27 protein-coding genes and 3 tRNA genes are annotated in these 23683 nt (G+C 72.7%); 18 read left to right on the top strand and 12 right to left on the bottom strand.

Annotated features, from left to right (window positions below):
• Positions 1–21 precede the first annotated feature (21 nt).
• From ACZ6S5_RS00745 to ACZ6S5_RS00785, 9 genes are all read left to right on the top strand, one after another.
• Complete coding sequence (locus tag ACZ6S5_RS00745; protein WP_465996313.1) at positions 22–1176, top strand: polyprenyl synthetase family protein; 1155 nt, start codon at positions 22–24, stop codon at positions 1174–1176.
• A gap of 28 nt (positions 1177–1204) precedes the next feature.
• Positions 1205–2686 (top strand): phytoene desaturase family protein, encoded by a 1482-nt coding sequence (gene crtI, locus ACZ6S5_RS00750; protein ID WP_465996314.1) that lies wholly within the window; start codon positions 1205–1207, stop codon positions 2684–2686.
• Entirely contained in the window at positions 2683–3297 is a 615-nt protein-coding gene (gene idi / locus ACZ6S5_RS00755; protein ID WP_465996316.1) for an isopentenyl-diphosphate Delta-isomerase, read from the top strand. The genes crtI and idi overlap by 4 nt, the downstream gene beginning before the upstream one ends.
• Positions 3287–4273 carry a MerR family transcriptional regulator gene (locus tag ACZ6S5_RS00760; protein ID WP_465996318.1) on the top strand — a complete coding sequence of 329 codons (987 nt, stop codon included), beginning with the start codon at positions 3287–3289 and terminating at the stop codon, positions 4271–4273. Before idi ends, ACZ6S5_RS00760 begins: the two co-directional genes overlap by 11 nt.
• 77 nt (positions 4274–4350) lie before the next feature.
• Positions 4351–5136, top strand: a complete 786-nt coding sequence (locus tag ACZ6S5_RS00765) for a polysaccharide deacetylase family protein (RefSeq protein ID WP_465996319.1) — start codon at positions 4351–4353, stop codon at positions 5134–5136.
• 155 nt (positions 5137–5291) lie between these two features.
• Positions 5292–5364, top strand: a tRNA-Glu gene (locus tag ACZ6S5_RS00770).
• Between the two features lie 33 nt (positions 5365–5397).
• Positions 5398–5471 (top strand) — tRNA-Asp (locus ACZ6S5_RS00775).
• Positions 5472–5545: 74 nt separating this feature from the next.
• A tRNA-Phe gene (locus ACZ6S5_RS00780) sits at positions 5546–5619 on the top strand.
• A 483-nt stretch (positions 5620–6102) separates the two neighbouring features.
• Positions 6103–6693: a GrpB family protein gene (locus ACZ6S5_RS00785; RefSeq protein WP_465996321.1), complete on the top strand. Its 591-nt coding sequence runs from the start codon at positions 6103–6105 to the stop codon at positions 6691–6693.
• Between the two features lie 82 nt (positions 6694–6775).
• Here the strand turns inward: ACZ6S5_RS00785 and ACZ6S5_RS00790 are convergent, their stop codons facing one another.
• Positions 6776–8032 carry an MFS transporter gene (locus ACZ6S5_RS00790; RefSeq protein WP_465996323.1) on the bottom strand — a complete coding sequence of 419 codons (1257 nt, stop codon included), beginning with the start codon at positions 8030–8032 and terminating at the stop codon, positions 6776–6778.
• Positions 8029–8610, bottom strand: coding sequence for a helix-turn-helix domain-containing protein (locus tag ACZ6S5_RS00795; RefSeq protein ID WP_465996325.1), 582 nt, complete (start codon positions 8608–8610; stop codon positions 8029–8031). Before ACZ6S5_RS00795 ends, ACZ6S5_RS00790 begins: the two co-directional genes overlap by 4 nt.
• A gap of 123 nt (positions 8611–8733) precedes the next feature.
• Between ACZ6S5_RS00795 and ACZ6S5_RS00800 the strand changes: the two genes are divergently transcribed.
• The 3 genes from ACZ6S5_RS00800 (at position 8734) to ACZ6S5_RS00810 (ending at position 11264) form a co-directional block, all read left to right on the top strand.
• Entirely contained in the window at positions 8734–9285 is a 552-nt protein-coding gene (locus ACZ6S5_RS00800) for an RNA polymerase sigma factor (protein ID WP_465996327.1), read from the top strand.
• Complete coding sequence (locus tag ACZ6S5_RS00805; protein WP_465996329.1) at positions 9282–10334, top strand: hypothetical protein; 1053 nt, start codon at positions 9282–9284, stop codon at positions 10332–10334. Before ACZ6S5_RS00800 ends, ACZ6S5_RS00805 begins: the two co-directional genes overlap by 4 nt.
• Positions 10335–10406: 72 nt before the next feature.
• Entirely contained in the window at positions 10407–11264 is an 858-nt protein-coding gene (locus tag ACZ6S5_RS00810; RefSeq protein WP_465996331.1) for a hypothetical protein, read from the top strand.
• A gap of 73 nt (positions 11265–11337) precedes the next feature.
• Here ACZ6S5_RS00810 and ACZ6S5_RS00815 read toward each other — a convergent pair whose 3' ends face one another.
• Positions 11338–12240, bottom strand: a complete 903-nt coding sequence (locus tag ACZ6S5_RS00815) for a hypothetical protein (RefSeq protein WP_465996333.1) — start codon at positions 12238–12240, stop codon at positions 11338–11340.
• A gap of 182 nt (positions 12241–12422) precedes the next feature.
• Between ACZ6S5_RS00815 and ACZ6S5_RS00820 the strand changes: the two genes are divergently transcribed.
• Positions 12423–12938: an SRPBCC family protein gene (locus tag ACZ6S5_RS00820; protein ID WP_465996334.1), complete on the top strand. Its 516-nt coding sequence runs from the start codon at positions 12423–12425 to the stop codon at positions 12936–12938.
• A gap of 20 nt (positions 12939–12958) precedes the next feature.
• On the opposite strand, the gene ACZ6S5_RS00825 is transcribed toward ACZ6S5_RS00820, so the two are convergent.
• Together ACZ6S5_RS00825 and ACZ6S5_RS00830 are read right to left on the bottom strand one after the other, a co-directional pair.
• The gene (locus tag ACZ6S5_RS00825) at positions 12959–13663 is read right to left on the bottom strand and encodes a DUF2786 domain-containing protein (RefSeq protein ID WP_465996336.1); all 705 of its coding nucleotides are present in this window, start codon (positions 13661–13663) and stop codon (positions 12959–12961) included.
• Positions 13664–13715: 52 nt separating this feature from the next.
• The gene (locus tag ACZ6S5_RS00830) at positions 13716–14105 is read right to left on the bottom strand and encodes a hypothetical protein (RefSeq protein ID WP_465996338.1); all 390 of its coding nucleotides are present in this window, start codon (positions 14103–14105) and stop codon (positions 13716–13718) included.
• Between the two features lie 166 nt (positions 14106–14271).
• On the opposite strand from ACZ6S5_RS00830, the gene ACZ6S5_RS00835 reads away from it, so the two are divergent.
• Entirely contained in the window at positions 14272–15621 is a 1350-nt protein-coding gene (locus tag ACZ6S5_RS00835; RefSeq protein WP_465996340.1) for an ABC transporter substrate-binding protein, read from the top strand.
• Positions 15622–15679: 58 nt separating this feature from the next.
• On the opposite strand, the gene ACZ6S5_RS00840 is transcribed toward ACZ6S5_RS00835, so the two are convergent.
• Together ACZ6S5_RS00840 and ACZ6S5_RS00845 are read right to left on the bottom strand one after the other, a co-directional pair.
• Positions 15680–16423, bottom strand: a complete 744-nt coding sequence (locus tag ACZ6S5_RS00840) for an enoyl-CoA hydratase/isomerase family protein (RefSeq protein ID WP_465996342.1) — start codon at positions 16421–16423, stop codon at positions 15680–15682.
• Positions 16420–17277, bottom strand: a complete 858-nt coding sequence (locus tag ACZ6S5_RS00845; protein WP_465996344.1) for a 3-hydroxyacyl-CoA dehydrogenase family protein — start codon at positions 17275–17277, stop codon at positions 16420–16422. Before ACZ6S5_RS00845 ends, ACZ6S5_RS00840 begins: the two co-directional genes overlap by 4 nt.
• Positions 17278–17442: 165 nt before the next feature.
• On the opposite strand from ACZ6S5_RS00845, the gene ACZ6S5_RS00850 reads away from it, so the two are divergent.
• Positions 17443–17730: a hypothetical protein gene (locus tag ACZ6S5_RS00850; protein WP_465996346.1), complete on the top strand. Its 288-nt coding sequence runs from the start codon at positions 17443–17445 to the stop codon at positions 17728–17730.
• A gap of 37 nt (positions 17731–17767) precedes the next feature.
• Here ACZ6S5_RS00850 and ACZ6S5_RS00855 read toward each other — a convergent pair whose 3' ends face one another.
• Positions 17768–18544, bottom strand: coding sequence for a class I SAM-dependent methyltransferase (locus ACZ6S5_RS00855; RefSeq protein ID WP_465996347.1), 777 nt, complete (start codon positions 18542–18544; stop codon positions 17768–17770).
• A 113-nt stretch (positions 18545–18657) separates the two neighbouring features.
• Here ACZ6S5_RS00855 and ACZ6S5_RS00860 point away from each other — a divergent pair, with 113 nt between their 5' ends.
• The gene (locus tag ACZ6S5_RS00860) at positions 18658–19041 is read left to right on the top strand and encodes a PPOX class F420-dependent oxidoreductase (RefSeq protein WP_465996349.1); all 384 of its coding nucleotides are present in this window, start codon (positions 18658–18660) and stop codon (positions 19039–19041) included.
• 87 nt (positions 19042–19128) lie between these two features.
• Here the strand turns inward: ACZ6S5_RS00860 and ACZ6S5_RS00865 are convergent, their stop codons facing one another.
• Positions 19129–19338: a BldC family transcriptional regulator gene (locus ACZ6S5_RS00865; protein ID WP_007073996.1), complete on the bottom strand. Its 210-nt coding sequence runs from the start codon at positions 19336–19338 to the stop codon at positions 19129–19131.
• Positions 19339–19606: 268 nt separating this feature from the next.
• Entirely contained in the window at positions 19607–20446 is an 840-nt protein-coding gene (locus tag ACZ6S5_RS00870) for a DUF8083 family protein (protein WP_465996351.1), read from the bottom strand.
• A gap of 170 nt (positions 20447–20616) precedes the next feature.
• Between ACZ6S5_RS00870 and ACZ6S5_RS00875 the strand changes: the two genes are divergently transcribed.
• Positions 20617–21699 carry a Glu/Leu/Phe/Val family dehydrogenase gene (locus ACZ6S5_RS00875; RefSeq protein WP_465996353.1) on the top strand — a complete coding sequence of 361 codons (1083 nt, stop codon included), beginning with the start codon at positions 20617–20619 and terminating at the stop codon, positions 21697–21699.
• 302 nt (positions 21700–22001) lie between these two features.
• Positions 22002–22217 (top strand): DUF3073 domain-containing protein, encoded by a 216-nt coding sequence (locus ACZ6S5_RS00880; RefSeq protein ID WP_465996354.1) that lies wholly within the window; start codon positions 22002–22004, stop codon positions 22215–22217.
• 136 nt (positions 22218–22353) lie between these two features.
• Here the strand turns inward: ACZ6S5_RS00880 and amcA are convergent, their stop codons facing one another.
• Positions 22354–22590: a multiple cyclophane-containing RiPP AmcA gene (gene amcA / locus ACZ6S5_RS00885; RefSeq protein WP_465996356.1), complete on the bottom strand. Its 237-nt coding sequence runs from the start codon at positions 22588–22590 to the stop codon at positions 22354–22356.
• Complete coding sequence (gene amcB, locus ACZ6S5_RS00890) at positions 22559–23662, bottom strand: cyclophane-forming radical SAM peptide maturase AmcB (protein WP_465996523.1); 1104 nt, start codon at positions 23660–23662, stop codon at positions 22559–22561. The genes amcA and amcB overlap by 32 nt, the downstream gene beginning before the upstream one ends.
• Between the last annotated feature and the right edge of the window lie 21 nt (positions 23663–23683).

Consider the following 23683-nt stretch of genomic DNA (forward strand, 5'->3'; position numbering starts at 1 on the left):
CCCTAGGGTACGCTCGCCCACATGGCCAACGACGCAGTTGCGGGTAATGCGCTCCGCGTCGCGCCGGCACAGCCGGGAGCGACGGACGATCCGGTCCGCGGCGTACTGGCCGCGTTCACGAAAGACCTGGTCCAGGCGGTCGACGAGACGCTGGCGGAGTTCCTGGCCGCCGAGGTCGACTCGCTCACCGAGATCGACGCGGCGATGGGCGGTTTCGCCGCGACGGCACGCGACTGCGTGCTGGCCGGCGGCAAGCGGGTCCGCCCGACGTTCGCGTACTGGGGATGGCGCGGGGTGGCCGGCGGCGACGAGCCGCTGTCCACGGTGCTGCCGGCGCTCGCCGCGCTGGAGCTGCTGCACACCTTCGCGCTGGTGCACGACGACGTGATGGACGGCTCCGACACCCGACGCGGGCTGCCCACCGCGCACCGTGCCGCCGCCGCCCGGCACCGGGCCGCCGGGCACACCGGCGACCCGGACCGGTACGGCGATGCCGTCGCGGTGCTCGTCGGCGACCTCTGCATGGTCTGGGCCGACCGGCTGATGGCGCACGCCAGCGTGCCGCCGGCCCGGCTGCTCGACGTTCGGCGCTGCTACGACCGGATGCGGGTGGAGACGGTGGCCGGACAGTTCCTCGACGTCCTCGGGGAGCACGACGCGGCGAACTGGTCGGTGGACCGGGCGTTGCGGGTGGCCCGCTACAAGACCGCCAGCTACACGGTCCAGCGTCCGCTGCTCTTCGGCGCCGGCCTGGCCGGAGCCGCCGCGGAGTCGCCACTGATCGCCGCGTACACCCGGTACGGGCTGGCCGTCGGCGAGGCGTTCCAGCTCCGCGACGACCTGCTCGGCGTGTACGGCGACCCGGCCACCACCGGCAAGCCGACCGGGGACGACCTGCGCACCGGCAAGCCGACCGCGCTGCTCATGCTGGCCCGGCAGCTCGCCACCCCGACCCAGCGCCGGGTGCTGGACCGGGTCGGCGCGGTCACCGCGTCCCCCGAGGTGGCCCGGCTGGCCGAACTGGTCCGGGACACCGGGGCGGTGTCCCGGGTGGAACGGATGATCTCCGACCGGGTCGCCGAGGCGCTCGCCGCGCTCGACACCGCGCCGATCGACGAAACCGCGCGCACCGCGCTGACGGGTCTCGCCACCGCCGCCACCACGCGGCGGGCATGATGGGCAACTTCATGAGGGAGGTGGTCACGTGCGCACCGTGACCGGACGCACGGACCGGGTGGTGGTCGTCGGCGCCGGCCTCGGCGGGCTGGCCTGCGCGCTGCACCTGGCCGGGAGTGGCCGGCAGGTGACCGTCCTGGAACGCGAGCCGGTGCCGGGCGGCCGCGCCGGCCGGCTCAGCGTCGACGGGTACGAGTTCGACACCGGCCCGACCGTGCTCACCATGCCCGACCTGATCGCCGAGGCGCTGGGCGCGGTGGGCGAGGAGCTGACCGACTGGCTCGACCTGACCCCGCTCGACCCGGCCTACCGGGCGTACTACCCGGACGGGTCGACCCTCGACGTCATCACCGACACCACCCGGATGGCCGCCGAGATCGCCCGGGTCTGCGGCCCCCGCGAGGCCGACGGCTACCTGCGCTTCGTCGACTACGCCCGGAAGCTGTGGCGGTGGGAACGCGCCGACTTCATCGAGCGCAACCTGGACGCGCCGACCGACCTGCTCACCGGCAACCTGCTGAGGCTGCTGGGCAACGGGGCGTTCCGGCGGCTCCAGACGAAGATCAACCAGTTCTTCCAGGACCCGCGTACCCAGCGGATCTTCTCCTTCCAGGCCATGTACGCCGGGCTCGCGCCGCACGACGCGCTGGCCATCTACGCGGTCATCGCGTACCTCGACTCGGTGGCCGGAGTGTGCTTCCCGCGCGGCGGCATCCACGCGGTCTCCCGGGCGATGGCCGGCGCGGCGGAGAAGCACGGCGTGCAGATCCGGTACGGCACCACGGTGAGCCGGGTGGAGACCGCGCACGGCCGGGCCACCGGCGTGCTCACCACCGACGGCGAATTCGTTCCCGCGGACGTCGTGGTGCTCAACCCCGACCTGCCGGTCGCCTACCGCGACCTGCTGCCCCCCGGCCGGGAGCGGAAGCTCACCTACTCGCCCTCCTGCGTGGTGCTGCACATCGGGTCCCGGCAGGGCTATGGCAAGATCGCCCACCACAACATCCACTTCGGACGTGCCTGGAAGGGCACGTTCGACGAGGTGATCCGGCGAGGCGAGCTGATGACGGACCCGTCGCTGCTGGTGACGAACCCGAGCCGGACCGATCCGTCGGTGGCCCCGACCGGGAGGCACACCTACTACGTGCTCGCCCCGGTGCCGAACCTCGACCGCGGCCCGTTCGACTGGCGTGGCGACCTGACCCACCGGTACGCCGACCAGCTCATCGACACCCTGCAGGAGCGGGGCTACGTCGGCTTCGGCGACGGGATCGAGGTCCTGCGCGCGGTCACCCCGGCGGAGTGGGCGGAGCAGGGCATGGCCGCCGGCACCCCGTTCGCCGCCGCGCACAACCTCTTCCAGACCGGGCCGTTCCGGCCGGCCAACCTGCACCGGACGCTCGGCAACGTGGTCTTCGTCGGCTCCGGCACCCAACCCGGCGTCGGCGTGCCGATGGTGCTGATCAGCGGCAAGCTGACTGCCTCGCGGATCACCGGGAGAGCCTCATGACGGCCCGGGAGGGGCACCTGGTCGAGCTGGTCGACGACACCGGACACGCGCTCGGCGAGACGACCGTGGCCGCCGCCCACCAGCCGCCGGGCCGGCTGCACCGCGCCTTCTCGGTGCTGCTGGTCGACCCCGAGGGACGGATCCTGCTCCAGCAGCGGGCCGCCGCGAAGACGCGCTTCCCGCTGCGCTGGGCCAACTCCTGCTGCGGGCACCCGATGCCGGGCCAGCCCCTGGCCGAGGCCGCCAACCGCCGCCTGGCCGAGGAGCTCGGCATCGGCCCGGTCGACCTCACCGAGGTCGGCGTGTACGTCTACTACGCCGAGGATCCGGCCACCGGCCGGGTCGAGTTCGAGTACGACCACGTGCTCCGCGCCGACGTGCCGGCCGACCTGCCCACCCGGCCCGACCCGGACGAGGTGGCGGACCTGCGCTGGGCCGACCCGCGCCACCTCGAGGGCGACCTCGACACCGATCCCCGCGCGTACGCGCCGTGGCTGGGCGGGGTGGTGAACCGGCTGCTGCGGCCGGCACCGCCCGCCGCCGACGCGTCCCGCGCCGTTCCGTCCGGCACGCCGGCCGACGAGGCACCGGAGCGGTCGGGTGGCCGATGAGGCGCTGAGCGCGGGAGCCGTCGCGCGCCGCCTGGGCGTCGCGGTCACCACGCTGCGTACCTGGCACCAGCGCTACGGCCTCGGCCCCAGCGAGCACGTACCGGGGCACCACCGGCGCTACACGCCGGCCGACCTCGCGCGCCTGGAGATCATGCGGCGGCTCACCGCAGAGGGGGTGACCCCGGCCGAGGCGGCCCGCTGGGCCCGCCAGGCGCCCGCCGTCGTCCCGTCCGATCTCAGCGCGCAGCTCCGGCTCGGCGGGTCCGCCGCCGCGCATCGACCCGGCGCGGTCGGGCCGGCCGGCACCCGGGACGGCGGCGGGACGACCATCCCCGTCGGCCGGGCCGGCCCGGTCGCCCGCGGGCTGGCCCGGGCCGCCATGCGGCTGGACTCGGTGGCCATCAGCGAGACGATCGCGCACACCCTCGCCACCGACGGCGTGGTCGCCACCTGGGACGGGCTGCTCAGGCCGGTGCTCGCCGGCATCGGGGAGCGGCACGCCGCCACCGCCGGGCTGATCGAGGTGGAACACCTGATGTCCCGGTGTGTCTCGGAGGCGCTCGCCGCGGCGGCCCGGGCCCACCCGACCACCGGACCTGCCCGCATCCTGCTCTCCTGCGCCGACGAGGAGCAGCACAGCCTACCGCTGGAGGCGCTGGCCGCCGCCCTCGCCGAGGCCGGGGTGACCTATCGGATGCTGGGCGCGCGGGTGCCGGTGACGGCCCTGGTCGAGGCGGTCACCCGGACCGGGCCGGCGGCCGTGGTGCTCTGGTCGCACACCCGGACCACCGCCGATCCGCACCAGCTCTCCGCGCTGCTCGCCGCCCCGCGGCGGCCGCTGCTGGTGCTCGCCGCCGGGCCGGGTTGGCGGGCCGACACGCTGCCGGCCGGGGTGGTCCGCCCGGTGGATCTGACCGAGGCGGTCTCGCTGGCGCTGGCCGTGCGCGACTCCCTGGACCAGTCCGCGACCGACTGACCGCCCCTCCCGGATCGACGCTTCGTCCACTACCGTCGGGAAAGTCCGCGTACCCCCGACCCCCTCCGGGAGCGACGATGCGTCCACGCGCCGTGCTGGCGCTCGCCGTCGGCCTGATCATGCTCCTGGCCGGCTGTGGCGAACCTGGCAAGACCCCGTCCCAGGCGGTTGCCCCGCCCGCCGCCTCGGCCACCCCGCCGCGACCGACCCCCAAGCCGCGGCCCAGCCGGACCACCCCGCCGAAGCCGCAGCTGCGCCCGCTGCCCAAGAACCTCCCCGCCGGGCTGCACCGGCACAGCGGCGACCGGGGGGTGGCGCTCACGTTCGACGACGGGCCGAACCCGCGCTGGACGCCGCAGATCCTCGACCAGCTCCGGGCGGCGCATGTCACCGCGACGTTCTGCCTGGTCGGCAAGGAGGCCCGGCGCTACCCGCAGCTGGTGGCCCGGATCGTCCGGGAGGGCCACCAGCTGTGCAACCACAGCTGGCGGCACGACATGAACCTCGGCCGCCGCCCGGTGGCGGACATCAAGGCCGACATGGTGCGGACGAATCAGGCCATCCGGGCCGCCGTGCCGAAGGCCAGGATCGCCTGGTTCCGCCAGCCCGGCGGCCGGTGGACGGCCGAGGAGGTGGCGGTGGCGGCCCAGCTCGGCATGCGACCGCTGCATTGGAGCGTCGACCCGCAGGACTGGGACCGCCCGCCGGCGAAGACGATCATCATGCGGGTGGAGTCGGCGAGCCGCCCCGGCTCGGTCGTGCTGATGCACGACGCGGGTGGTGATCGGAGCCAGACGATCGCGGCCTGCCGGACCCTGATTCCCGACCTCCGCCGCCGGTACGGGATCTCCAGGCTCCGGTGACACCCCCTCTGAGCTGCGGTTTCGTCCGCCGGTGTGCCGGTAGCCATACCGGTTTGGTCGTCCGAGGAGGCATGACATATGCTTCTCATGCCTCCGGCGGGGCCGGATGGGAGCAAGTCCGCTTGAAGTTGCGAGTGTGCAATGATGGCGGGGCCGCCCTCATCGTCTAGCGGCCCAGGACGCCGCCCTTTCAAGGCGGTAGCACGGGTTCGAATCCCGTTGGGGGCACGGTCCGGCTCAGGCCGGATGCAACACCAGCTAGGTCCTGTGGAGCAGTTGGAGTGCTCGCCGCCCTGTCAAGGCGGAGGTCGCGGGTTCAAGTCCCGTCAGGACCGCAAGCGCTGACGCCGCGCCCTCACGCGCGGCGTTCTGCGTATCGGCCCGTGCGGTAGCATGAGCCGAGCGGCACGGCCAGGTAGCTCAGTTGGTACGAGCGTCCGACTGAAAATCGGAAGGTCGGCGGTTCGACCCCGCCCCTGGCCACATAGCCTTTCGCCGGGCTACCTCAGCGCCGACCAGCGGAAACGCCGGTCGGCGCTGTTGCGTTGCGCCCGAAGCGCCGCCTGTCCGGTCTGACCCTCGTGCCCCCGTAATCCCGCTGATGGCCGTTCCTAATCGCACTCGCACCCCTGGCAACTTCATCGGTTCAACGCCGTATGGTCCAGTCCGCCCCGATGGCTCCCACGTGTGGCTCCCGAAGAGGGTCCGGGCTTACGTAGCGGTCGCGGACCTGCTCGCTGTGTCGCCCGCCATCGCCCTCGGACCACCTTCGTCGGCAGGCTTGGCTGTACGACTGGCTGTACAGCCCAGACCTCTTCGTGCGGGAAGCCGGCGGAAGCACCGATCTTGGCTGTGGCCACAGTCCGGTGGCGTCGCCCGCGCCGGCGGAACCCCTCCGCGAACTTCCCCCATGCAGCTAGGCGGGCGGGGCTGCGAATCACCGATGATCTCACTAAGGTGCCTCCAATGCGCATTCCACCTCTGCCTAAGGCATCGCTGGAGCTCACCGGCGACAAGGCTGCGAAGCGAGCAGTCGGCAACCGTCCGGCGAACGTCACCTCACCCATCACGATCGACGCCTACAACCCTGAGTGGCCCGCAATGTTCGCCAAGGAGGAGGCGGCCATCCGGGCTGCGCTCGGTGCGAAGGCGCTTGCGGTCGAACACGTAGGGTCGACCGCCGTGCCCGGTCTGGCGGCCAAGAATCGACTCGACATCGACCTCATCGTTGCGGACCCGGCAGATGAAGATGCCTACGTGCCGCCACTGGAAAACGCCGGCTACTTCCTACGCACCCGCGACCCCGACTGGTACCAGCACCGCTGCCTCTGGACCCACGACCACGGCGTGAATCTGCACGTCTTCGGCCCTGACTGCGATGAGTACCTCCGCCACCTGATCCTCAGAGACTGGCTTCGCACCCACCCTGAGGATCGCGATCGCTACGCGGCCGAGAAGCACCGAGTCGCCCAGGAACACCCGATGGACATGGCGTTGTACGTCCAGGGCAAGGCGGCGATCATCATCGACATCCTCAAGCGATGCGGACTGCGCTGAACAGCACCCGCTGACCCCCTAACCGTAGGCGGCCGGACGGCGTACAGCGCAGGATGGCCGCCTCTGGCCGACCATCTCGTCCTCACGAGCTCGCCACCGGCTGTTCGTAGTTCCCCTCCATGGCGTCCTCGACCGGCGTGGGCACCGTCGTGAGACCGGATCCCAACGTTGCGATGAGGGCGGAGATCCCGACCGCGCCGGCGCACACCGCGATGGCTACCGATCCCGACCAAGCCGAAACCATCAAGCCGACCAGTACGGGTGCCAGGGCCGCCGCCGAGTTGGACGCCAGGAACATGACGCTCAGCACCCGACCCTGGAGCCGATCGGGGGTGATGGCGGCTTGATGGCCAAACAATGCGGCGTTGCAGGCGGGTCCGAGGAAGACGACGAATGCCACCGGGATGGCTGCCACGACGCTCGAGGTCAGCAGCGCGCTGATACCCAGCATGAGCGTCGCGGCCCAGCAGATCAGCCGGCCCAGAGCGGCGAGACCGAGCCGACGTTGGAAGAACGGCGCCACGAAGGCGCCGAGGAGCCCGCCCGCTGCCACGAGCGTCTCGGCGACGCCGATAACCGTCGGCTCCGTACCGTTGCGCTGCAGCGTCACCACGATGGCGAAGGTCACGCCGGTCAACGCGAAGTTCAGCGGCGCCGAGATGATGACGACGGCACGCAGGAACGGATTGGTGAGCACGAATCGAAGACCTTCGCCGATCGCTGCGGCGTAGCCGCCTTTGCCTTCCTCCCGGCCCACCCGCGACTGCAACGGCTTGCGGATCAGCAGGACCCCGATCAACGACGCCAGGTAGGAGATCGCGTTGCCGAGGAAGGGCAGAAAGTGCGCGAGGCCGAAGAGAAGCCCGCCGAGTGGCGGGCCCGCCAGCGATGTTCCGTAGCCGCGGGCCTCGTTGCGGGCCATCGCCAGCGGGAGCTGCGCCACGGGCACGATGCTGCGCAGCGCGGCATGCTCGGCTGTGCCGAAGAGGGATCCACAGATCGCGTCGACGACCGCGAGGGCCACGATGATCGGCAGCGTCACCCGGTCCAGCAGGATCGTCGCACCGACTCCGGCGAACGCGCCGAGCCGGATCACGTCGGAGACGATCATCGCGCGACGCCGGTTGACCCGGTCCACCACGACGCCGATGGGCAGACGGGAGAGCAGCCGCGCGGCGCCCGCGGCTGTGCCCACCAGCCCCGCGGCCACCGGCGAACCGGTCAGCGTCAGGACGAGCAGCGGCATGGCGAGCAACGCCACCGCATCACCCAACTCGGACAGGGCCTGGCCCGTCCAGAGGAGATTGAACTCGCGATTGCGCCACAGCGAGGCGGTCACTGCGCTCCGCTCCGGTACGGGTAGGCCTGAAACACGACGAAGACCGTCTCGAACCCCTCGCCCGCGTCGGGGGTGTCGGCGTCCCGGATGAGGTGCCAGATGTCCGATCGCAACTGCTCAAGTCGTTCCGGGGTGGTGCGCAGAACACCGTCGCCGCCCCCCGCCACAGAGCGCCACTGCGGGCTCCACTCGTTGCGCGAGACCTGGCTCCAGTAGGCGCCGACGGCGTCGTCCCACATCCGCCGGGTGGCGCCGTCCATGGCGGTGGCGATCTCCGCCCCCTCCGGCCCGGTGGCGGTGTCCGACCAGCGGGTCGCCTCGTGCGCCGCCCGCCACCATCGTTCCCGGCCACGTGCTCCGCGGCCCTTGTCCGGATCGTTCTCGACGAAGCCGTACCGCGCCAGGTAGCGCAGGTGATGGCTGGTCTGGCCGGAGTCGGTGCCCAGCCGCCGGGCGAGGATCGCCGACGTGGCCGGCCCGTCGATGCGAAGCGACCCCAGAATCCGGAGCCGCAACGGGTGCGCCATCGCTCGCAACATCTCGGGATCGGAGAGCCGGGCTTCAGAAGGCACGTCCATCAATGCAAACTAACTTATGCATAAGTCCTCTGCAATTGTGTCCCCTGCGGCGCGGTCCTCGTCCGTGAACCTGCTTGCGTGGATCGGGCATGAACAGGCGTGAACGAACTACGGTCGCAGCCGATGCAAGTCGCCGACGACGTGCTGATCCGCGAGTCGATACGAGATCCGGAACGGTTCGCGCCGATCTTCGACCGGCACGCCGCCGCCGTGCATCGCTACCTGGCCCGCAGGATCGGAGCGCCGGCCGACGACCTGCTGGCCGAGACGTTCCTGGTCGCGTTTCGCCGGCGAGCTTCGTACCGACCGATGCGGCTCGACGTGCGGCCGTGGCTGTTCGGCATCGCCACCAACGTCCTGCACCGACACGTACGCCAGGAGGAACGCCGGTATCGGGCGCTGGCCCGGGCCGGGCTCCTCGAGACCCGCTCGCACGCGGACGACCCGTCCGATGACCGACTGGACGCCCAGGCACTGCGATCCGCGCTCGCCGCGGCGCTGGCGGGCTTGAAGGCGATGGACCGGGACGCACTGCTGCTGCTGGCCTGGGCGCAGCTCTCGTACGTCGAGATCGCCGCCACGCTCGACATCCCGCTGGGAACCGTGCGTTCCCGGATCAACCGGGCCCGCCGGCTCACGCGTGCCGCATTGAATTCGCTACAGGAGGACCGATGAACGAGGTCACGTTCTTGGAGACGCACGGTCCGGACGCGCCGGACCTGTCCGACGAAGCGCTGCACGCCGCCCGGGTCAGAGTGCTGGCCGAGATCTCGGCCGCTTCCACCGCCGTGCCGCGCACCACCCGGTCCGCTCTGCTCAGCCGGCTCGGCCCGGCCGGACCGGGCCGGCGGCGGCTCCTGACGCGGCTGGCCCTCACGGGGGTGGGGCTGATCGCGATGGCGGCGACGGCGGTCGCCGTCTTGCCGGACGCGCCGCAGCGCACCCCCCGCCCGCCCGTCACGGCAGACGGGCCCACCGGCACCCGGACGGCTGCGCCGGGCCACATCAAGCTGGTCGCCGCGACCGCACCGGAATTCCCGTATGCGTTGCCGGACCTCGGCAAGCCGTCGTTCACCGCTGATCCCGGTGGCCCCATCATCGCCATCTATCTGGCCCCGGACGACAGCGACGTGGTGCTGACGATCGGTGCAGCGCGCGGGAACCAGCCAATCCGGGGAGAGCGCGACATCAGCGTGGACGGCCGGCCGGGCCGGATCCTCTCCGTGCCGGACGGCTCGGGTGCCGGGGGCTCCGTCCAGCTGACCTGGGAGCGCCGACCCGGCGAGTGGGTGACGATCGTCGGCAACGGCCGTCATGCCAGCGTGGAGGCGGTTCTACGACTCGCCCGTCAGGTGGTGGACCAGCCTCAGCGCCTCGCCTTCAAGGTCGCTGTCGGCCTGGTCCCGGACGGTTGGGGACTCGGCGGGTTCAAGGACGGCGGCTCGATCATCTCCTACCGCGATCCGGCGAACTCGGACCTTGACCTGCACGTGCAGTGGACACCGGAGCCGGACACGAGCCCGGTTTCCGACATCGAGGGATTCCAGACGGCGCATGCCGTCGCGGTCAACAAGCGTCCGGCCCGGCTCGTCCAGGCCGAGCAGTTCTGGCGGCTGACCGCCACGCTCGCCGACGGATCCGGGTTCACGCTGATGGCGCCGCGCTCGTTCACCAGGGATCAGGTGATCGCCGTCGCGAACAGCGTCCAACTGAACCGCTCGTAGGGGGCCGGTCTCCGGGGTGACCCGGGGATCGTCCCGATGGTGCCCGCCCGCGCCGCGGCGAAGACTGGCGGCATGACCCCAGCCGGAGACGCACGTCACCTCGTCCACCGTGCCCTCACCCCGTGGCGGATGGCCTACCGGGCGGAGACCCTCCGCCGCCTCGCCTGGTCCGTCGTCGCGGTACCGCACGCCCTGGCGGCGCTGCCCGCCGCCCTGCGCCGCCCCGTCCGGGTCCGCGGCCTCGCCCGCGCGCTGCTCGCCCTGCCGGTGGCGGTCGCCGGGTCGGCGCTCACCGGCACGCTCGCCTTCCTGGTGCTGATCAACGTGCTGGCGTACCCGTTCCGCCCCTGGCTCGGCCTCGGTCAGTCGAACGGCGACATCTGGGCCGACCGGTACGCCGACTCCTGGGGCGGCCCGACCCTGGCCGGCGCCTGGGCCACCCATGCCGCCCTCGTCCTGCTGCTGGTCACCCCGGCGGTGGCCTGGGCCGTCCGGGGCCTCACCGCCCTCCAGGGGCGGCTGACCGGGGCGACGTCCCCGACCGTCCGTTCGGTGCCGGCAGGGGAGACCACCGGCCCGTCGGCTGCTCCCTCGGGGGTTCCGCAGGTCGGCCAGACCGTCCCGCACGTACCCGCCCGACCGAGGTCTGTCCCGCACGCACCGGCTCGGCCGTCGCCCGTCCACCCGGGCCCGGGGCCGTCTCGGCGGCCGCGGGGACGCCTGCGCCGGACCGGCGCCGTGCTGGGGGCGCTGGGGCTGCTGGTCGCGGCCTCGCTGACCACGCACGCCATCGGGATCGGCGACAACGTGCTCTGGACGCCCCGGGACGGGGCGAGCAGCCTCACCCTCGCGGTGACCCTCGCGCCGGTCGCGAGCTTGCTGCTGCTGCGGCGTACGGCCTGGTGGCGGTCCGCTCCCGCCCGGCCCTGATCCGACGTCGCCCGATCCTCGGCGGGCCGGCCCCGGAACGGCTCGCCGACGACCGCAGCCGGCGTAGGAGCCCTCACCGCTTTGGACGCTGCTCGCGGTTCTGCCCCATCCCGCTCTGGATCGCCTCCCACACGCTGCGGCCCGCCTGCCGCAGGGTCTCTCCGGCCTGACCGGCGAGCTGGGCCGCCCCGGAAGCCGGCCCACCCCCGCCCTGACCAGCACCTTCCTGACCACCGCCGCGAGCCGGTGCCGCACCGCCGGGGCCCCGCTCGGCCGGTGCCGCACCGCCGACACCCCCCGGGCCCCGCTTGGCGCCCTCCGTACCCGGGCCAGCTTCCGTCGGTTCCGGCGGTCCGCCGCCGGTCGCCGGCCCGCCCGCCGCCGGAGGAACCGGCCCGGGCGGCTGCCCCGCCGGCCCGGTGGGCGGCTCCGGGGACCGGGCGCCGGCCTGCGGCGGCCGGGCGGGCGGAGTCGGCGCGGCGGCCCGCTCCCGCAGCGCCTGGTCGGCCACCGCACCCACCGTGCCGATCTGCTGTCCGGCCTGGTCGACGACCGGCTCGCCCACAGCGTCGGTGATTTCCCGGGCCAGCCGGTTCACGTCCTCGGCGGTGACGCCCGCCGCACGGGCCACCGCGTCGACGATCTGCGGGTTCCGGTCGAGGGTGGTCAGCGCCCGGTCGAGGATCTGCACCAGTTTCTCCAGGCGCACCTTGAGCAGGGCCTCGGCGCTCACCCCGGTGACGTCCAGCTCGACGCCCTCCAGGTGCACCCGCACCCCGGCGTCGAGCTGGACCAGGTTCGCCAGCCGGGCGCGCAGGGACAGGTCCGCGTCGAGCCCGTCCACCGCCAGCCGGAGCTGGTCGACCGTCACCTCCGGGATGTCGAGCAGGACGTCCGGTTCCGACGCCCCACCCCGGCGGCTCAGCCGCTCGCCGGTCGGGTCCGGTTCCCGCTCGTTGGCTGCGCTCTCGGTCATGCTCCCCGCTCCCCGCTGGCCCGCCCGCGCGGGCCGGATCAGCGGCGGTTACCCGGTTTGCGCCACGGCATCCGTCCCGGACCGCGTCACCGCAGACCGCCCGGAGAACGTTCTCACGGGTGTCGACGAGCGGGCGCGCGCGAAGCTGCGCAGCGAGGCATCAGCCGGTATGGTCCGGGCCTATGGGACAGGAGATGGCCGATCCGGATGAGGTCCGCCAGGAATTCGACCGCTTCTCCCTCCGCTGCAGCCTCCTCGCCCCGGCCTCCGCCGAACGGGCCTTCGCCGTCTTCACCGGCTCGCTGATCGACTGGTGGGTGCGCGAGTACACCTGGTCGGGGCCGCACGCCCTGGCCGAACTGGGCGTCGAGCCCCGCGCCGGCGGCATGCTCTACGAGATCGGCCCGTACGGCTTCCGCAGCGACTTCGGCCGGGTGCTCACCTGGGACCCGCCCCGCCGGCTGGTGTTCACCTGGCAGATCGGGCCGGACCGGGTGCCGGTGCCCGACCCGGCGCGGGCCAGCGAGGTCGAGGTGCTCTTCCTGCCCGAGGGACCGGACCGGACCCGGGTGGAGGTCGAGCACCGCAACTTCGACCGGCACGGCGAGGCCGCCGAGGGCTACCGCGAGGCGCTCACCGCCGGCTGGCACGAGCTGCTCTGCCGCTACCTCGCCACGGTTGCCCGCCGGGCGGCCTGAGCCGGTCCGGCCCGGAGGGGTCAGCGCCCGATGCCGCGCGTCGCGTCGGCCCCGGTCACGCCCGTGCCGCCCAGGTCGGCCCGGCGTCCCGCCGCCGCCCCCGGACCGAAGCCGGAGCCGGCGAGCCGGCGCGCCGGGGCGGTGCGCAGCCGGGGATAGACCTCGGCGAGCCGGCGCTGGACCCGGTCGGAGCGGTCGGCGAGCACCAGCGCCGTCGAGGGTTCCCCGGACCCGGCGACCGCGTCGGCCTCGGCCGCCCGCAACCGCGCCGCCACCACGTGGGCGAAACCGGCCAGCCAGGTACGCCGGAACGCGGCCGGATGGTCCCCGGCCGGCACCGTGGTACCGGCCAGCCCGTGCGCGGCCTGCACCAGCAGCGAGGTGAAGAGCAGCTCGACCCGTTCCAGGTCGCTGGCGAAGCCGAAGAGATGCATCGCGAAACCGGTCCCCTGCCGGCGTCGTACGCAGCGGCAGCGCAGCGGGTCGGCGACGGCGGCGAGCAGGCCGGCCTTGTCCCGGGCGTACGGGGCGACCACCTCGACCACCCGGTCGCCGACCGGGTCGGTGGCCGGTTCCCGGGCCGCGAGCAGCGCCCGGTCCACGCCGTAGCGGGCGATCAACTCGGTCGCCTTGGCCATGAACGCGGCCGACTCGGCGGGCGTGCAGGCCGGGTCTTCGGCCTGGGCGAGCAGCTTGCGGACCTTGCTGAGCATCGCCTCGGACATGCACCAGAGCTACCACAGCGCCAGGAGCCGGACGCGGCGTGGCGTGGCGTGGTCAGCCGGCCCGGCTCCGCAACGTGGCCACCGTGGACCCGGCGAGGGTGAGCAGGCAGTCCGGCAGCAGCCCGTCGGCGACCGCGGCCCCGAAGAGCGCCTCGCCGGTGTCGGCGTCGTCGTTGGCGTACGCGCTGACGAAACGGGCCACCCAGCGGGTGTCGTAGGCGGCCTGGTCGATGCCGGGGAAGTCGAGGGCCGCGCCGCCGGTCGGGGCGTCGTCGCCAACCATGGCTGCGGCCAGGCACCAGGCCACCCCGTACGCGCCGGCCAGCCCGGAGCGGTCCACCACCGCGTCGAAGGTGCCGACCACCGCGTCGCCGTCGCCGGCCAGGGCCGAGCGGAGCACGGCGGTCGCGTCATCCAGCGTCTGCTGTGCTTCGTCGGTCACCCGCCGAACAGTACTTCCGGGGGTCAAGCGGTGACCCCGAAACAGCGCCGCCATCACGCTGAGTGATACCCGCAGTCGGGCTGCCGACGGAGCGACCTCCACGGTCCCACGGCCCGCGCCGGCACGCTAATGTGCGCAGCGGACCTTCGCCGGAGGAAGGACGACCATGCTCGTATCACGCGCGTCGCGCGCGGCCATGTCCACGGCCTGCGCGGCGCTCCTGCTCGCCACCAGCGCCTGCGGGAGCGACAAGCCCGACGGGGCGGCCACCACCACCCAGGTGCGCCTCTACGGCACCGACGGCAACATGCAGAACTCGTACGTCGATGAACTCAAGGACCGCGGGGATCTCGTCAACGGCATGAAGGGCACCATCCCGCTCACGCCGCTGCCCGAGACCTTCAAGGATCGGCTACGCACGGTAGACCCAGGGTTGAAGGACTACCTCTACTCGGCCGAGACGTACGACGCCGTCGTGATCAGCGCGCTGGCCGCCCAGCTCGCCGGCACCACCGACCCGGGTGAAATCGCCAAGCAGATCGTCGGGGTGACCACCAGCGGGCAGCGCTGCGAGGATCCGGCGAGCTGCCTCCAGCTCGCCCGCCAGGGCCAGGACATCGAGTACCGGGGGGTGTCGCTGAACCGGGCCGGGTTCACCGACGCCGGCGAGCCGGCCACCGCCAGCTACGCCACCCTGCACTTCGACGACAAGAAGATCGACGACGGCAAGACCGAGTTCGTCGGCGCCGGTGACGAGTCCGCGGCGAGCACCAAGGCCCCGCCGCGCGGCAAGAAGCAGCGCGGCAAGCCGGGCCGGGAAGCCGGCGCCCCGCTGGTCCTCGGCGGCCTGCTGCCGAAGACCGGTGACCTGGCGCTGGCCTACCCGCCGATGGCGGCCGGCGCGGCGCTGGCCCTCAAGGACGTCAACGCCGCGGGCGGCGTGCTCGGCGAGCCGATGGTCTGGGTCGACGGCGACGACGGCACCAACCCGCAGATCGCCAAGGCGACGGTCGCCTCGCACGTCAGCAAGGGCGTGCAGGTGATCATCGGTGCGGCCGCGTCGGGCATTTCCCGGGCCGTGCTGCCCGACGTGGTGGCCGCCGGCCGGGTGCTCTTCTCCCCGTCGAACACCGACGCCGGGCTGACCACCATCGACGACAAGGGCCTCTACTTCCGTACCGCCCCGTCGGACATCCTGCAGGGCCGGGCCCTGGCCGACGTGATCCTGCGGGACGGCCCGCACAAGGTCGCCATCGTCGCCCGTAAGGACTCCTACGGCGAGGGCCTCCAGGAGAACGTCCGCGCCGAGCTGGAGCGGGCCGGCCTGGGCGCGGATCGGGTCAAGCTGCTCACCTACGAGCCGCCGGCCGACGCCAAGGCCCCGCCGGTCGACTTCAGCGACGGCGCCAAGCAGATCAAGGATTTCGGCGCGGACGCCGTACTGGTGATCGGCTTCGGTGAGTCCGCGCACGTGATCACCGCGCTGGCCGACGCCGGGGTGCAGATCCGGCACTGACTCCTGACGGCGAGGGCCGCACCGGCGAACCGGTGCGGCCCTCGTCCTGTATGGACGGTCAGCGGGACCGGCGGCGTTCCAGGAACTCGGTCATCCGCCGGTGCTTCTCCTCGTCCTCGAAGAGCACCGCCTGGCTGAGCAGGTCGAGTTGCGGGTGGGCGGCCGGCGGGGCGTCCACGGCCAGCTTGCTCAGCCGCACCGCCAGCGCCGAGCCCTTCGCGATCTCGTCAAGCAGGCCGTGCGCGGTGGGCAGCAGCTCCGCCGGCTCGGCCACCACCCGGTTCACCAGCCCGATCCGCAGCGCCTCCTCGGCGTCCACCCGCCGGCCGGTGAAGAGCAGCTCCTTGGCCCGGGCCTCGCCGATCAGCGCCGGCAGGCGGTGGGTGGCGCCCGCGCCGGCCAGGATGCCCAGCCGCACCTCGGGCTGGCCGAACACCGCACGCGCCGTGCACACCCGCAGGTCGCAGGCGTACGCCAGCTCGGCGCCGCCGCCTAGGGCCGGGCCGTCCACGGCCGCCACGGTCGGCATGGGCAGCGCCCGGATCCGGGCGAAGGCGGCCTGGTTGATGGCCGCCAGCGCGTCCAGCCGGCCACGCTCGCGGAGCTGGCCGATGTCCGCCCCGCCGGCGAAGATGCCCTCGGCCCCGCCGGTGAGCAGCAACAGCCGGGGCCGCGCCTCCAGCTCCGCGCAGACCGCGTGCAGCTCGGCGATCAGGTCGGCGTCGATGGCGTTGCGCTTCTCCGGCCGGTCCAGGGTGACCACCAGCCGGTCGGGCAGCTCCTCGATCCGCAGCCCAGTCACTGCTTGATCCCGCCTTCCCAGGTGTAGAAGCCCTGGCCGGACTTCTTGCCGAGCTTTCCCGCGGCCACCATCTCCAGCAGCAGCGGCGGCGGCGCGAACCGGTCCCCGTACGCGGCCTGGAGGGTGCGGGCGATGTCGAGGCGGACGTCCAGCCCGACCAGGTCGGTCAGCTCCAGCGGGCCCACCGGGTGCCGGTAGCCGAGCACCATCGCCTTGTCGATGTCGGCGGGGCTGGCCACCCCGTCGGCGACCATCCGGATCGCCTCCAGCCCGAGGGTGACGCCGAGCCGGGAGGTGGCGAAGCCGGGCATGTCGCGTACGACGACGGGGTCCTTGCCCAGCCGCCCGGCGAGCGCGACGGCCGCCTCGGTGGTGCCGGCGGCGGTGGCCGGGCCGACCACGATCTCCAGCAGCGCCATCGCCCACACCGGGTTGAAGAAGTGCAGCCCGAGGAAGTCCGCCGGCCGGTCCAGCCCGTCGGCCAGCTCGGCGATCGGGATGCTGGAGGTGTTGCTGCCGAGCAGGGCGGGACGCCGCGCCTCGGCCTCCCGCAGCACCGCCCGCTTGAGGTCGAGCCGCTCGGGTACCGCCTCGACGATCACGTCGGGCCCCTCGGCGACCTCGGCGAGGCCGGCCCGCAGGGTGACCCGCTCCCGGTTCGCCGCCGCCTGCTCGGCGGTCAGCTTGCCGCGCTGGACCCCGCGCTCCCACAGCTCGCCGAGGCGCCGTACGGCGGCGGCGCCGCGCTCCGCGTCCACCTCGACCAGCTCGGCCGCGTAGCCGGCGCCGGCCGCGACGTACGCGATGCCGAGGCCCATCGTGCCGGCCCCGACGACCACAAAACGACCACTCATGACGTCCCCTCGCCGCGCGCGGTGACGCGCGGGGTCTCCGCCGCGCCGGGCCGCCCGCTCCGCTCGTTCATGGGTGCGACCCTATGCAGGGCCGACCCGGGCGGCATGCGTGGGGGCGCGCCGGATCGGGTACAGACGGCCTCCAACGCCGAGGGAAGGACCGAGATGAGTCAGGCACCGGAGAGCGCGGAGAGCACCGAGATTGTGGAGACCCGCGGCGACGAGCGGGTGGACCTGCTGCGCGCGGACACCAACAACGACGGGAAGACCGACGTGTGGGTGGTGGACACCGACGGCGACGGCAAGGCCGACCTCTTCCAGTTCGACACCGACGGTGACGGCAAGGTGGACATCACCATGGTCGACATCGACGAGGACGGCACCCCCGACGAGGTGGTCGACGGCGACGGCGGCCTCCCGCCGGAGCAGACCACCCCGACCGTGCAGGTCTGAGACGTACGGCGGTGGGCTCCTCCGGGGAGCCCACCGCTCAGGCCAGCTTCAGCGTCGCCAGGTAGTACGGGCGGTCCCGATCGTCCACGTCGACCAGTCGCCAGGGTGAGCCGTGGACCAGTTCCGCGAACTCGTCGACCGAGCACACCAGATGGTCGAACCACTCGGTGCCGAGCATCCGGTAGCGCAGCCGCAGCCGGAGCTGCCCGCCGAGCCGGCCACGCCGCCGGTTGAGCTCGTGGTATTCGGTGTGCACCGGATCGGTGGTGCCGTACGGGTCGGTGCCGTGCGCGATGATCTGCGCCCCGGGCCGGGCCAGCGCGGCGAGGGCCGCCAGGAACGCGGGGGCCCGTTCCCGCCCCTCGACAAGCCCCAGGTTGTTGCCGAGCAGCAGGAAGGTGTCGTACCGCCGGCCGTCGGCCACGTGCTCGTCGACGGTGCCGTGCACCAGGTCGCGTACGCCCCGGTGCCGGCAGACCCGCAGCGCGCCGAGGGAGGTGTCCAGCCCGGTGACCGGCACCCCCTGCTCCTGGAGGTGCAGCGCGATCCGGCCGGCGCCGACGCCGACGTCCAGCACCTCGCCGTGGACCCGGGCGACGGCCCGGTGGTCGTACGGCTGCCACGCCGCCGGCGGGTCCAGGTAGTGCTCGGTGGGAGCGCCGTTGACCAGCCCGTCGTCCCTCTCGATGATCTCGATGACGGGCCGGGGGAGTCGCCCGCCGACCAGCGGCCGGGGTCCGATCCCGGTGGCGACGGCGTACGCGTCACGGATCATCTCGCCGAACACGTCGCCGATGGTGGGTTCCCCGGTCACGGGCCTGTCTCTGTTCGCGACTGCGGGGCTCGCAGACCCGGCTCACTCCTCGCGCTCACGGCGATCACGCTATCCGGACTCGGCGGGGCTGTCGCGGCCGTATCCTGGGCGGCGTGACCGACCTGGACCGCCTGGCGGCGGAGAAGTACGTGCTGCTGACGACCTTCCGGAAGGACGGTCGGGCGGTGCCGACGCCGGTCTGGGCGGTGCGGGACGGCAACGCGCTGGCGGTCTGGACGGTGTCGGACTCCGGCAAGGTCAAGCGGATCCGGCGGGACGGCCGGGTGACGGTGGCCCCGTGCGACGTACGCGGGCGGCCGCACGGCGAGGCGGCGCCGGGGCACGCGTCGATCCTGGACCCGGCGGCGACCCGGCGGATCCGCGGCCTGTTGAAGCAGAAGTACCGGCTGATCGGCCGGTTGAGCCTGCTGGGCAGCCGGCTGCGGCGGGGCGAGAGCGGCACGGTCGGGCTGCGGATCGTGCTGGACGAGCCGTAACCCCGGACACGACGAAGGGCGGCGGATCGTCGCTCTCGCGTACGTCCGGCCGCCCCTGATCGGAACGCTGGAAAAACGTCCGGGTCCTCAGTCCCCCTGACGCTGCTGGGGGATCTGCCCCTGCAGCAGGGCCCGGACCTCCGACTCGCGGTAACGGCGGTGGCCGCCCAGGGTCCGGATGGCGCTGAGCTTGCCAGCCTTGGCCCACCGGGTAACCGTCTTCGGGTCGACACGGAACATCGACGCCACCTCGGCCGGCGTGAGTAGCGGCTCTGGTTCGTGCGTTCGCGATGCCATCGGGGTCACTCCTCCACATGTATAGACATCGGCCGGGGTCCCGCCGGCCGACGCGTCTCCCATGGTCCGGCTAGTCCCCGATGTCCGACATGGGCCGAACGGCTGGAGGTCCCTAGACGGACGGATGAACCATGCCCGATTTTTACGACTTTTATGCCGCAGAAACTACCTTATTCGGACTCATGATCACGGTTCGTGATGCGTCAACTACGAGACAGTCTCGCATCGAGAGGCATCAGCCGGGGCAATTCGGGCCGGGGTCCGGAGCCTAGTTGCAGCGCTCCAGCAGCTGCACCGCCCGCCACCGGGCGACCAGCTTGTCGTACGCCGCCGAGGCCTCCTCCGCCTCGCCCCGGGAGAGCCCGGCCAGCCCCGCGGCGACCAGCTCGGTCGAGTCGTCGGCCGCCAGGGTCTCGTCCGGCAGCAGCTGCACCAGGCCGCCATAGTCCAGCTCCACCACTGAGCGCGGGTGGAACTCCTCCAGCCAGCGAGCGGCCTCCTCGACCGCCTCGGTGATCGGCGCGTCGCCGACCGACTTGCGCAGCACCGACAGCGCGCGGGACGAGCGGCGGCGCGCCTTGGAGATCTCGGTGCGGTAGCGCAGCGCGCGCCGGGCCGGGTCGGTGACCAGGTGTCGCTCCTGCGTCTCGAAGAGCACGAACCAGCGCAGCGGCACGCCCCAGGTGGCGATCTGCTCGTGCACCCGCGGCACCCCGTGCTCCAGCACCCGCGCCCCGCTGCGCCAGTCCTCCACCACCGCCTTGGCCTGCCCGGCCAGGATCGGCGGCACGAACGCGTCGGCCAGCACCGAGGGCACGCCGTCCCGGGCGCTGAGCGCCGCCTCGGCGACCCGGACCCGCAGGTTCCACGGGCAGACCAGCAGGGTGTCGTCTGCCTCCAGGACGTACGCCTCGTCGGGCAGGTCGGGCAGCCGGGTCCAGCCCGCGCCGAGCGCCTCGATCACCGCGGTCCGCTGCCGTACCGGACCCTCGAGCGGGGCGATCGCCCGGCCCTCGTGCACGTACCGGCGCCAGAACGACTGACGTTCCCGATCGAAGGCGGTCAGCGGCTCGTACACGCGCAGGTAAGAAGCGAAGAGCGACGGCACGGCGCGATCCTCCCACGAGACGGGACCCGTACGCCGCCGCCGCGACGAGGTGGCGTGACGTGCGCGACAGTACGGCTTCGGCCGATATTAGGCTCAGCAGCACCGGCAGCATCCCGCCGGCGTCACCAGGTCGCACCCCACAAGGGCGCACACCGACACAGGAGTCAGCGATGGGCGTTTTCGCCAGCACCGAAGACCCGGGAGCCACGGGTCACGAACAGGTGGTCTTCTGCCAGGACAAGCAGTCCGGGCTGAAGGCGATCATCGGGATCTACTCGACCGCGCTGGGCCCCGCGCTCGGCGGTACCCGGTTCTACCCGTACGCGAGCGAGGAGGAGGCCCTCGCCGACGTGCTCGACCTCTCCCGGGGCATGGCGTACAAGAACGCCCTGGCCGGCCTCGACCTCGGCGGCGGCAAGGCGGTCATCTGGGGTGACCCGGAGCAGATCAAGAGCGAGGCCCTGCTGCGCGCGTACGGGCGCTTCGTGGAGTCCCTCGCCGGGCGCTACTACACCGCCTGCGACGTCGGCACCTACGTGGCCGACATGGACGTGATCGCCCGCGAGACGAGGTACGTCACCGGCCGCAGCGTCGAGCACGGTGGCGCCGGCGATTCCTCGATCCTCACCGCCTGGGGCGTCTTCCAGGGCATGCGGGCCGCCGCCGAGCACGTCTGGGGCGCCCCGACCCTGTCCGGCCGGCGGGTCGGCGTGGCCGGCCTGGGCAAGGTCGGCAAGTACCTGACCGCGCACCTGCTGGAGGACGGCGCCGAGGTGGTGGCGACCGACGTCAACCCGAAGGCCCTGGAGTGGGTGCGCGCCACCCATCCTCAGGTCGAGCTGGTGGACGACACCGCCGCCCTGGTCGCCTCCGACATCGACGTGTACGCCCCCTGCGCGCTGGGCGGCGCCCTGAACGACGACACCGTGCCGGTGCTGCGGGCCAAGGTGGTCGCCGGCGCGGCGAACAACCAGCTCGCCCACCCGGGCATCGAGAAGGTCCTCGCCGACCGGGGCATCCTCTACGCCCCGGACTACGTGGTGAACGCCGGCGGTGTGATCCAGGTCGCCGACGAGATCGAGGGCTTCAACTTCGAGCGGGCGAAGCTCCGGGCCACCCGCATCTACGACACCACCCGCGAGATCCTCCGCCTTGCCGACGACGAGGGCGTCCCGCCGGCGGTGGCCGCGGACCGGCTCGCCGAGCGGCGGATGGCCGAGGTCGGCCGGCTGCGCACGATTCATCTGCGGTGAACGTCACCCGGGGGCGGGGCGCCTGCTCCGCCCCCGGGTCGCGCGCCCGACCACCCCGGCGTTAAGCTGGAAAATGGGACGTTTCGCACCGGTTTGCCCGCTGTCACGGCCGGTCCCAGGTATCGCTCCTTACCGGGTACACTTTGTGACGGCCGGGTAACTGCGACGCGCAGGGCCGGCTGACGGTAACCCGAGGTGCCGAACGGTGGCATCCCCATGTACCGTAAGAGCCACGAGAGATGCCTGACGTCATCGGGGCCCGCCTTCGGGCTGCCCCGCATTCTGTGCGAGGGGGTCGAGCCATGGGGCGCGGCCGTGCTAAGGCCAAGCAGACGAAGGTGGCCCGGGAGTTGAAGTACCACTCCCCGAACACCGACCTCACCGCCTTGCAGCGCGAACTGGCGGGTGCTGGTAAGTCTGAGCACAACTTCGACGACGACTACAAAGAGTATGTCGACGACGATGATGAGGATCACGCGGACGACGACCCGGATTCCTGGGCGCGTCCGGCCCGCTGACCTCCGGTCGCATCTGAGCACGCGGTAAGCCCCGCGTGCTCACGCATGTGCTCTGCGGAAGCCGGCGTACCGACCGACGATCAGGGACCTGCCGTGTCAACCCACCGGCCAGGTCCCTGATCCCGGTGCCGCACCCTCAGCGCGGCCGGTTGTTCCAGTTGTAGAACGTCGGGATGTTCTCGAAGTGGTTCCAGGCGCAGACCGCGCTGGCGCCGTCGCCACCCGACACCTCCGCCCGCAGCAGCCGCGCGGCCTCCGCCTCGTGGAGCAGTGCGGTCAACCCCACGGCGGCTTCCCGCACCCGGTCGGCGACCGGGTCCTGGTCGGCTCTCCCGACGCGCTCAGGCTGCCGGTGACTCATGGTCTCGGGCATGCTCCAACACTCCCTCCAATAGGCGGATCTTGCTGTTGCGGCAGTGCTCGGTCTCCGTACCGTCAAAACGCCCCAGCTCGAAGTAGCGGTTGGCCGCGTGGCCGCCGCCGCAGAACCCAAAGTAGGGGCAGGACGAACGGCACGCCTCGACCCCGGTGAGGAACTCCCCCACCCAGGGCGTACGCCCGGCGCCGGCCAGGATCTCGGTCAGCGGGGTGGCCAGCACGTTGCCGCTGCTGAAGTCGCCGTACCGGGGGTCGGTGAAGCCGGCCAGCTCCGGGGAGAGCACGACCACCGAGCCGTCCTGGGCGACGGTGGGGATCGGATCCAGCCGGCGGGGCAGCAGGTCGTCCGCGGTGCCGTCCAGCACGGCCCCGGCGTAGCGCAGCGACCACTCCACCTCGCGCAGGTGGATCCGGGGATCGCGGCGCCAGGCGGCCACCAGCTCCGCCCAGAAGCCGGTCACCGCCGCGGCGTCCCGGGCGTTGGTCCGGGTGTTGACCCCCTCGGTCTCCTCGATGTTGACGCCGAGCACGTCGCATCCGAGGTCGAGGAAGTAGTCGTACAGCTCGGTGGCGAGGCCCGGCGCCGGCCGCGAGACCACCGCCAGGGCCGAGAAGGGCAACCCGTGCCGGCGCAGCGCCGCCACCCCGGCCAGGATCCGGTCGTACGCCGGCCGGCCGCCCCGGGTGACCCGCTCGGTGTTGCGCTCCGGCGGCCCGTCCACGCTCACGCTGACCCGGATGCCGTGCTCCGCGAAGAAGGCGCACCAGGCGTCGTCGATCAGCGTGGCGTTGGTCTGGACGTGGTGCTCCACCTCCGGCCCGAACGGGGCCAGCAGGGCCGCCAGATGCTCCCTGCCGGCCGCGAGGGGCTCCCCGCCGTGCCAGACCACCGAGAAGCGGCCGGCGGCCGCCCACGGGTTCACCGACGCCGCCACCGCCTCGGCGACCGCGACCGGCATCCGCCGGTCCGCCGCCCGCATCGGCAGGTAGCAGTAGACACAGTCGAGGTTGCAGAGCGTGGTCGGCTGCATCACCACGTACGAGGGAACCGCAGCGATCCCGCGCATTCCCGGATGCGTACGCGCAGC

Source organism: Micromonospora sp. NPDC051924 (assembly GCF_055586005.1).